Origin of the sequence: Rathayibacter sp. AY1E2 (assembly GCF_002932325.1) — a bacterium.
Lineage (GTDB): Bacteria > Actinomycetota > Actinomycetes > Actinomycetales > Microbacteriaceae > Rathayibacter.
The window spans coordinates 1-9,250 of record NZ_PSVO01000041.1 but is presented as its reverse complement, the minus strand read 5'-3'; the positions used below and the strand labels follow the sequence as shown (position 1 = coordinate 9,250).

Sequence of the window (9,250 nt, the reverse complement as noted above, 5' to 3'; positions counted from 1 at the left end):
CTCCCACCCCGCTGCGCCCTGCGCAGGAAGGCACTCCGTGTCCACTCCCGCCTCGACTCCGACCGCCTCCCTCCCGGTGCACCGCCACCCGGGCGACGCCCTGACGGCCCGCCAGCGCCTCGTCTACGTGATCGTCCTCGGCTCGCTGACCGCCCTCGGGCCGTTCACGATCGACCTCTACCTGCCGGCGTTCCCCGCGCTGCAGAGCGAGCTGAACGTGTCGGAGGCGGCGGTCCAGCTGACCCTCACCGGCACGACCCTCGGCTTCGCGCTCGGCCAGCTGGTCGTGGGCCCCTGGAGCGACGCGGTCGGCCGGCGCCTGCCGATCCTCCTGGCCACCTCGCTCCACGTGCTGGCCTGCGTCGGCGCGGCGCTCGCCCCCGAGATCGTCAGCCTCGGCGTCTTCCGCTTCCTGATGGGAGCCGGCGCGGCGGCGGGCGGCGTGGTCGCGATGGCGATGGTCCGCGACCTCTTCGGCGGACGCCCGCTGGTGCGGATGCTGTCCCGGCTCGCCCTGGTGTCGGGCCTCGCGCCCGTGCTCGCGCCGGTCATCGGCTCCCAGCTGCTGCTGATCATGGACTGGCGCGGGATCTTCGTCTTCCTCGCCGCCTACGGCGTGCTGGTCGTCGCGGCCGTCGGCCTGCTCGTCGTCGAGACCCGGCCCCGCGCCGCCCGCCACGAGCGCGAGCACCGCTCGCTCGTGCAGCGCTACCGGGCCGTCCTCAGCGACCGCGTGTTCCTCGGAGTGGCGGTGATCGGGGGCATGACCTTCGCCGGCCTGTTCACCTACCTCTCCAGCTCCTCGTTCCTGTTCCAGGGCCTCTACGGATTCGACGCGCAGCAGTACGGGCTGCTCTTCGCCGTGAACTCGCTCGGCGTCGTCCTCGGCGTGCAGGCGTCCTCCTACCTCAGCCGGAGGATCGGGCCGCAGTGGATCCTCGCGATCACGACGCTGACGCTGTTCACCTCCGCCGGCCTGATCGCCCTCTTCGACGTGCTCGGGCTGGGGCTCTGGGGCACGCTCGTCCCGCTGTGGTTCTTCATCGCGTCCTGCGGCTTCAGCTTCCCGTGCGTGCAGGTCCTCGGCCTGGTCAACCACGGCCGGGAGGCGGGGACGGCCGCGTCGCTGCTCGGAGCGGTGAACTTCGGCACCGCCGGACTGCTGTCGCCGATCTCGGGGGTCTTCGGCGCCGGCTCGGCCGTGCCGATGGCCGTGGTGATGATGGCGACGGCGACCGTGTCGATCCTGGCGCTCTGGCTGATCGTCCGGCCGAGGAGCGTCCCGGCGCTGCAGGACTGAGCGCTCGGCTCCGGGTCCCGGCGGTCCGGCACGCCCCGCTCCTGCGGCTCCTCCCGGGCGTTCCGGCCTTCGCTGGATCCGCTCCCGAGCGCCGCTGCTACAGTCCCCTCCCATGTCCTCCCGCGACTCCTCCGCCCTGCTCGCCGAGCTCTCCGACCCCGACCGCGACGTCCGCCTCCGCGCGGCGATGACCCTGGGCGAGCTCGCCGAGCCCGCCACCGCCGAGCCCCTCGCCGCGCACCTGTGGGAGGAGCCCGACTTCTTCGTCCGCGACGTGCTCACCTGGTCGCTCGGCCGCCTCGGCTCCGCCGCCGTCCCCGTCGCCCGCGAGGCGCTCGGCCGCGAGCCCCGGGTGCGCACGCAGGCGCTGCACGTGCTCAGCAAGATCCTCGACCCGGCGACGCTCGACGACATCGCCCCGCTGGCCGCCGACTCCGAGCCCGCCGTCGCCGCGAAGGCCCGCTTCGCGCTGGGCCGCCTCGGCGACGAGCGCGCCCTGCCGGTCCTGCTCGGCCTGCTCGGCGACGACGACGCGGAGGCGCAGAACGTGCTCACCGACGTCCTCGCCTCCTTCGGCGCCGCGGCCGTCCCCGGTCTGGAGCAGGCCCTCCGCGAGGGGTCCGCGCCGGTCCGGCGTCACGCCGCTGCCGCACTCGGCTACCTGGGCGACGACGCGCGTCCTGCCGTCGACGCGCTGGACGGGGCCGCTGGCAGCGACGACTCCGCGCTCGCGGTCTCGGCCGTGATGGCGCTCGGCTCGATCACCGGTCCCGACGCGGCCGCCGCCCTCGAGCGGGCCTCCGCCTCGGACGACTCCCGCGTGAGCGCCGTCGCCGCGCGGCTCCTCGCCCGCTCCTCCGAGCCGACCCGGCTCGACGCCCTCCGCGCCGCCCGCCTGGCCCGCGCGGCCGGCTGAGCCGCGCCGCGAGACTCCCGCGGGGGAAGGCCGGGCATCCGCACGGCCGGTCGGACCGTGCCACGAACCCGGCGCACGGACGCCGGGCTTCCGAACGGTCGGCCGAGCCGCCCCGCAACCCCCAGCGGGGGAACGCCGGGTGACGGCATCATGTCCGGATGGATCACCGCGACGACCGCCTGTCGACCGAGCCCGGAATCGCGCGCCCCGACGCCGTCCAGCGTGCGCGGATGCGCGAGCAGGTGCCGTCCGACGACGTCGCCGCCCGGCTGCTGACGAAGGAGGCGGCCCACCGGGTCTCCCGCCGCTGGCCGCTGATCTCCGCGTCGCTCGCGATCCTGCTCACGGTGCTCCTCGCCGTGCTGATCGCCTTCCGCCCCACCTCGGCCTTCCGCTTCGACGTGGAGTGGATGGACGAGATCGTCGAGCACCGCTCGCCGGTCTGGGACATCCCGGCCCTCGTCATGAACACGGTCGGAGCGGGGCTCGTCGGCACGACGCTCATCCCGCTCGGCATCGTCGCCGTGCTGCTGGTGTTCCGCAGGCGGTGGGCCGCGCTCTACTACGCGATCGCCGCGCTGGTCAGCGTGGGCGCCACCCAGCTCGTCAAGGAGCTGGTGGGACGCGCCCGCCCGGCCGACATGCTCGTCACCAGCGACTACGGCTCCTTCCCGTCCGGCCACACCGCCAACGCGGCGACGACGGCGATGGTGCTGGCCCTGGTGTTCCCGCTGCTGTGGGTCTGGATCGCGGGCTTTCTCTACACCGTGGCGATGATGGCGAGCCGCACCTACCTCGGCGCCCACTGGCTGAGCGACACCGTCGGCGGCCTGCTGCTCGGGATCGGCGTGGCGCTCGTGGTCTGGGCTCCGCTCGCCGGCCGCCTGCGCACCGAGGCCGAGCTCCCGCACCCGCCGATCTGGATCCGCCGCACCACCTGACCGGCATAGCGCTCCCTGCGAGGGCTTCGAGGCCCCGAGGATCGGCGCCCGAGGAGCGCGGAGGCTCGCCGATCAGCCGAAGGCGGCGAGGGAGTCGAGCTCGTTGAAGGTGTAGACGTGCAGGCCCGCGAGGCGGTCGCCCGCCGCCGCTTCCAGGCGCGCGACGAACGCGGACGGGTCGAAGCGGCGTCCGCGGAGGAGCCCGCCGGCCACCGAGGTGCTCCGCTTCAGGAAGCCGAGCGAGGAGCCCACTCCGATCCGCGCGCCCAGCGTCAGCAGCCGCGAGCGCTCGACCGGCCCCGGCACCCCCGCCCACAGATCGGCCGTGATCCCCGTCTCGCGGAGCCGGTCGGCGTAGCGGACCACCGCGTCGACGTCGAAGCACATCTGCGTGACGATCGAGCGGATGAACGGAGCGCGCTCGCGCAGGTGCCGCTCGATGCTCTCGTCGGAGAGGTGCGGGTGGCCCTCGGGATAGCCTGCGATGTCCAGGGCCAGCCCGGGTGAGATCTCCCGGGCGTCGCGGATGAGCTCGAGGCTCGTGGAGTAGGTGCCGGCCGCCGAGGACGCGTCGCCCGAGATCACGAACGCCTCGTCGATCCCCGCCTCGCCCATCCGCTCGAGGACCCGCTCGAGTGCGGCGCGGCCCTCGACGTTCCGCGCCGCCAGGTGGGGCACCACGCGGAACCCGCGCCCGGCCAGCGCGACCGCGCAGTCCACGGTCCGCCCGGTCCCGTGCTTCGGCAGGCTGGTCACGGTCAGCGTCACCGCGGAGGGGTCCGGGAACGCCCGTGCGGCGCGCTCGCCGATGTCGTCGGCCGGGATGATCTCGAAGCGAGCGCGGGTCATCGGCCCAGCCTGCCACGCGGAGGCGGAGTTGCGCGGGTGGTGGCCGCAGCCGCACGAGTGTCGGAGGGGCGCCCTAGCCTGGAGCCGATCGCCGCCCGGTGATCGCGGAAGGAGTCGCGTGTACCTGGAGTCCGGCCGCGTGGTCACGAGCCCCACCGACCTGTCGAACTGGGCGGCCTGCGAGTGGGCGGTCCTCCGCCGGTTCGACGCCCTGCTGGGCCGCGCGCCGCGCCTCGAGGCCGAGAGGGACGGGATGCTCGAGCGCACCGCGGTGCTCGGCGACGAGCACGAGCACCGCTTCCTCGCCGAGCTGAAGCGCACGCACGAGGTGCTCGAGTTCGAGCGCCCCGAGCCCGCCGCCTACCCCGCGGCGGCCGAGGCGGCCGTCGAGGCGATGCGCGCCGGGGTCGACGTGCTCTACCAGGCCACCTTCTTCGACGGCGAGTTCCTGGGCTTCTCGGACTTCCTCCTCCGCACCGCCGACGGCGCCTACGAGGTCTACGACACCAAGCTCGCCCGGCACGCGAAGATCCCGGCGCTGCTGCAGCTCGCCGCCTACGCCGAGCAGATGCAGGCGCGCGGCATCCGCGTGGGGGAGCAGGTGCACCTCGTGCTCGGTGACGGCTCCGTCACCAGCCACGAGCTGGCCGTCGTCGCCCCGGTCCAGCGGGTGCAGCGCGCCCGGCTCCGCGCCGTGCTCGACGAGCGCCTCGCCGCCGACGAGCCGCTGGAGTGGGGCGATCCGCGCTACCCCTCCTGCGGACGCTGCTCCGTCTGCGCGCCCGAGGTCCAGGCGCACCGCGATCCGATCCTCGTCGCCGGGATGCGGCTCGACCAGCGGGCGAAGCTCGGGGCGGCCGGCGTGCTCACCATCGACGCGCTCGCCGAGCACGACGGCCCCGTCCCCGGGCTGAGCGCGGGCACGCTCGAGGGCCTGCGCGCCCAGGCGCGGCTGCAGCTGCGGTCGGAGTCCTCGCCGGTGCCGGCCGTCGAGGTGATCGACGCCTCCGTGCTCGCCGGGCTGCCCGCCCCCGACCCGGGGGACCTCTTCTTCGACTTCGAGGGCGACCCGCTCTACACCGAGGACAACCGCGAGTGGGGCCTCGACTACCTCTTCGGCATGGTCGACGACCAGGAGCGCTTCACCGCGCTCTGGGCGCACGACCTCGCGGCCGAGCGCCGGGCGCTCCTCGACTTCCTCGCGCTCCTGCGGGCGCGCCGGGCCGAGCACCCCCGGATGCACGTCTACCACTACGCCTCCTACGAGCGGAGCCACCTCCTCTCGCTCGCGCTCCGCCACGGGGTCGGCGAGGAGGAGGTCGACGCGCTCCTGCGCGACGGCGTCCTGGTCGACCTGTACCCGGTGGTGCGGCGGGCGCTCCGCGTGGGCTCGCGCAGCTACTCGCTCAAGAAGCTGGAGCCGCTCTACATGGGCGAGGAGGAGCGGGACGCGTCCGGTGTCACGAACGCCGCCGACAGCATCGAGATGTACGTGGAGGCGCGCGCCGCACAGAGGGCCGATCCTGTCGAGGGGCAGCGCGGGCTCGACCTCGTCGCCGAGTACAACGCCTACGACTGCCGCTCCACGCTCCGCCTGCGCGACTGGCTCCTGGAGCTCGCTCCGCCGCGCGAGGAGCTGCCGCCGCTGCTCGAGGTCGAGATCCCCGTGCCCCGCGAGCCGCACCCGGTCGCGGTCGCACTGCTGGCGCAGGTCGAGGGGATCGAGCCGCGGGAGCGCACCGCCGACCAGACCGCGCTCGCCCTCGCCGGCGCGGCGATCGACTACCACCGCCGCGAGGCCAAGACCTTCTGGCAGGAGCACTTCGACCGCCTCCGGCAGCCGCTGGACGAGTGGGCGGACACCCGCGACGTCGTGATGATCGACCGGGTCGAGGTCGTCCGCGACTGGGCGAAGCTCCCGCGCGCCCGCACGCAGTCGCGCGAGCTGCGGATCCTCGGCCGGCTCGCTCCCGGCAGCCGGCTCGGCACCGGCTCGTCGCCGTACCTGGTCTACGAGGCCCCGGCGCCCCCTGGTGCGCCCTCGCCCGGTCCCGGTCTGCGCGGCGCCTCCGAGCGCTCCGAGATCCTCGCGGTCGACGACGACGGGGAGCGGATCGTCCTGCTCCTCAAGGAGGGCCTGAAGGCGGGGGAGGATCCGCACGACGACGCTCCGGTCGCCCTCGCCCCCGCGCCGCCGCCGCGCGCCGCGCCCCAGCCCGAGGCGATCGCGGAGTGGGGCGGCGAGGTCCTCGACGCGCTGCCCGCGATGCTGGCCGACCCGGCGCTCGACGTCCTCCGCCGCGTGCCGCCGGGAGCCGTCGCTCCGGTGCAGGGCGACGACGTGATCGGCGCGGTCGTCACCACTCTGCTCGGACTCGACCGGGCGACCCTCGCGGTGCAGGGTCCGCCCGGCACCGGCAAGACCTACGTCGGCTCCCACGTGATCGCCCGGCTGGTGAATGAGCACGGCTGGCGCATCGGCGTGGTCGGCCAATCGCACTCGGTGGTCGAGAACGTGCTGAGCGCCGTCGTCGGCCGCGGCGTCGATCCCTCCAGGGTGGCGAAGGTGCCCAAGAACGGCACGCCGCCCGAGGCTCTCGAGGCGGCGCCCTGGGCGCCGGTGAAGAACGCGGCGGCACTCACCGCGGTCCTCGAGGAGGGCGGCGGCTGCGTCATCGGCGGCACCGCCTGGACCTTCGCGAACCCGGTCACCGTGCCGCGCCGCTCGCTCGACCTCCTGGTGGTCGACGAGGCCGGGCAGTTCTCGCTCGCCCCGACGATCGCGTCGGCCGTCTCCGCCCAGCGGCTGCTCCTGCTCGGCGATCCGCAGCAGCTGCCCCAGGTGAGCCAGGGCGCGCACCCGGAGCCGGTCGACGAGTCGGCGCTCGGCTGGCTCGCCGACGGGCACGACGTCCTCCCGCCCGAGTACGGCTACTTTCTCGCGCAGACCCACCGGATGCACCCGGCGCTCTCCGATGCCGTCTCCGAGCTCTCCTATGACGGCGCGCTGCGGTCGCGGGCGCCGCAGGTGCGCCACCTCGAGGGGGTCGAGCCCGGCGTGCACTCCGTCCCGGTCGAGCACGCGGGCGACACCACCTCCTCGCCGGACGAGGCGAGGCGCGTCGTCGAGATCGCCCTCTCCCTCGTCGGCCGCGCCTGGACCGACGAGCACGGCGAGCGGACGCTGACCGCGGCCGACGTCATCGTCGTCGCGCCCTACAACGCCCAGGGCGGGCTCCTCCGCACCGCCCTCGACGCCGCGGGCCTCGAGGAGACGCCGGTCGGCACGGTCGACCTCTTCCAGGGCAGGGAGGCGGTGGTCGCCATCGTGTCGCTCGCCGCGTCCTCCGGGGCCGACGTCCCGCGCGGAATGGAGTTCCTCCTCCTGCCCAACCGCCTGAACGTCGCGGTCTCGCGCGCGAAGTGGGCGGCGTACCTGGTGCACTCGCCGGCGCTCGCCGCCTCGCTCCCGACCTCGCTGACCGGCCTCGGGCACCTCTCCGGCTTCCTCCGCCTGCTCGAGCAGGGGGAGCGGGCCGCCCCGTGACGGATCCGGTGGCCTAAAGGCGCGCCCCGCTCCGATTCCGTCGGTGCTCGGCATGGTGGACGACGCGATCCGTCGCTACGGTGTCCCCATGAGAATCCTCCTGGTCGGCGCCGGCGGCGTCGGCGACGCCTTCGCGAAGATCGCCGCGCGCCGCTCCTTCTTCGAGCAGATCATCGTCTGCGACTACGACCTCGCCCGGGCCGAGCGCACGGTCGCGTGGATCGCGGAGCGGCACGGTGCCGACGACCGCTTCGTCGCCGCGCGGATCGACGCCTCCGACGCCGAGAACGTCGAGACCGTCGCCCGCGCGCACGGGGCGACCCACGTGATGAACGCCGTCGAGCCGCGCTTCGTCCCGACGATCTTCGCCGGAGCGCTCGCCGCCGAGGCCGACTACCTCGACATGGCGATGAGCCTCTCGCTCCCGCACCCCGAGCAGCCCCACGAGCTGACGGGGCTCAAGCTCGGCGACGAGCAGTTCGCCGCGGCGGAGGAGTGGTCCTCCCGCGGCCGCCTCGCCCTGGTGGGCATGGGCGTGGAGCCAGGACTCTCCGACGTCTTCGCCCGCTACGCCTCCGACCACCTCTTCGACGAGATCGACGAGCTCGGAGTGCGCGACGGCGCGAACCTCGTCGTGCACGACGCGGACGGCCGCGAGATCTTCGCTCCGTCCTTCTCCATCTGGACCACGATCGAGGAGTGCTTGAACCCGCCGGTGGTGTTCGAGCGCGACCGCGGCTGGTACACCACCGCCCCCTTCTCGGAGCCGGAGGTGTTCGAGTTCCCCGAGGGCATCGGCCCGGTCGAGTGCGTGAACGTCGAGCACGAGGAGGTGCTGCTGATGCCGCGCTGGCTCGACGCGAAGAAGGTCACCTTCAAGTACGGCCTCGGCGAGCAGTTCATCGGCGTCCTGCGCACCCTCCACCTCCTCGGCCTCGACAGCACCGAGCCCCTGCGGGTCCGCTCGGCCGGCGGTCCCGTCGAGGTCTCGCCGCGCGACGTCGTCGCCGCCGCCCTGCCCGACCCCGCCGGCATCGGCCCGCGGATGACCGGCAGGACCTGCGCCGGCCTCTTCGTCTCGGGCACGAAGGACGGCGCCCGCCGCGAGGTGTACCTCTACCACGTGAGCGACAACGAGTGGACGATGGCCGAGTACGGCACCCAGTGCGTGGTCTGGCAGACGGCGCTCAACCCGGTGGTCGCGCTCGAGCTCCTCGCGACCGGCGTGTGGACCGGCGCCGGAGTGCTCGGGCCGGAGGCGTTCAGCGCCGACCCGTTCCTCGAGCTGATGGCCCGCCCCGAGGCCGACGGCGGGTACGGACAGTCCTGGCACGTCCGCGAGGACTGACCGGCGCCGCCGACCTAGGCTGAGCCCATGAGTGACGACGACGGGCTCGCCTCGGCGAGGGACGAGGCGCGCGCGGCCCTGGAGGCCGCCCGCCGACTGCAGGCGGAGGCCGCCGAGGCCCTGGCGCGAGCGGAGGCGGCGGCCGCGGCGCTGAACGCGGCTGCCGGCCCGGAGGAGGCGGAGGCCGTCGCGGACGACGTGCGGCTGGTTGCGGCGTCGGGGAGCGGAGCGGAGCAGTCCGCTGCTCCCGTTGCCCCGGACGCCGACGCTCCGGACGCCGTCGCTTCCGGTCCGATCGCTCCGGATGCACCTGCTCCGCCCACCCCCTCCGCCCCCGCCCCGCCCCCCG

The 9,250-nt window shown here is 74.4% G+C and carries 6 protein-coding genes and 1 pseudogene; 6 read left to right on the top strand and 1 reads right to left on the bottom strand.

Going from position 1 to position 9,250, the window contains the following annotated elements; all coding sequences use genetic code 11:
• Positions 1-37: 37 nt before the first annotated feature.
• From C5C49_RS16440 to C5C49_RS16430, 3 genes are all read left to right on the top strand, one after another.
• Positions 38-1,300, top strand: a complete 1,263-nt coding sequence (locus C5C49_RS16440) for a multidrug effflux MFS transporter (protein WP_104346606.1) — start codon at positions 38-40, stop codon at positions 1,298-1,300.
• A 112-nt stretch (positions 1,301-1,412) separates the two neighbouring features.
• Positions 1,413-2,216 (top strand): HEAT repeat domain-containing protein, encoded by an 804-nt coding sequence (locus tag C5C49_RS16435; RefSeq protein ID WP_104234526.1) that lies wholly within the window; start codon positions 1,413-1,415, stop codon positions 2,214-2,216.
• Between the two features lie 158 nt (positions 2,217-2,374).
• Entirely contained in the window at positions 2,375-3,157 is a 783-nt protein-coding gene (locus C5C49_RS16430; protein WP_244229597.1) for a phosphatase PAP2 family protein, read from the top strand.
• 72 nt (positions 3,158-3,229) lie between these two features.
• Here the strand turns inward: C5C49_RS16430 and C5C49_RS16425 are convergent, their stop codons facing one another.
• Positions 3,230-4,006: a methylenetetrahydrofolate reductase gene (locus C5C49_RS16425; RefSeq protein ID WP_104251307.1), complete on the bottom strand. Its 777-nt coding sequence runs from the start codon at positions 4,004-4,006 to the stop codon at positions 3,230-3,232.
• Between the two features lie 118 nt (positions 4,007-4,124).
• Between C5C49_RS16425 and C5C49_RS16420 the strand changes: the two genes are divergently transcribed.
• From C5C49_RS16420 to C5C49_RS16410, 3 genes and pseudogenes are all read left to right on the top strand, one after another.
• Positions 4,125-7,553: a bifunctional RecB family nuclease/DEAD/DEAH box helicase gene (locus tag C5C49_RS16420; protein WP_104346605.1), complete on the top strand. Its 3,429-nt coding sequence runs from the start codon at positions 4,125-4,127 to the stop codon at positions 7,551-7,553.
• Between the two features lie 88 nt (positions 7,554-7,641).
• A complete protein-coding gene (locus tag C5C49_RS16415) occupies positions 7,642-8,901 on the top strand; it encodes a saccharopine dehydrogenase family protein (protein ID WP_104256687.1) in 1,260 nt (419 codons plus the stop codon).
• A gap of 27 nt (positions 8,902-8,928) precedes the next feature.
• Positions 8,929-9,250, top strand: a pseudogene (locus C5C49_RS16410) (2-oxoglutarate dehydrogenase, E2 component, dihydrolipoamide succinyltransferase); the annotation flags it as partial.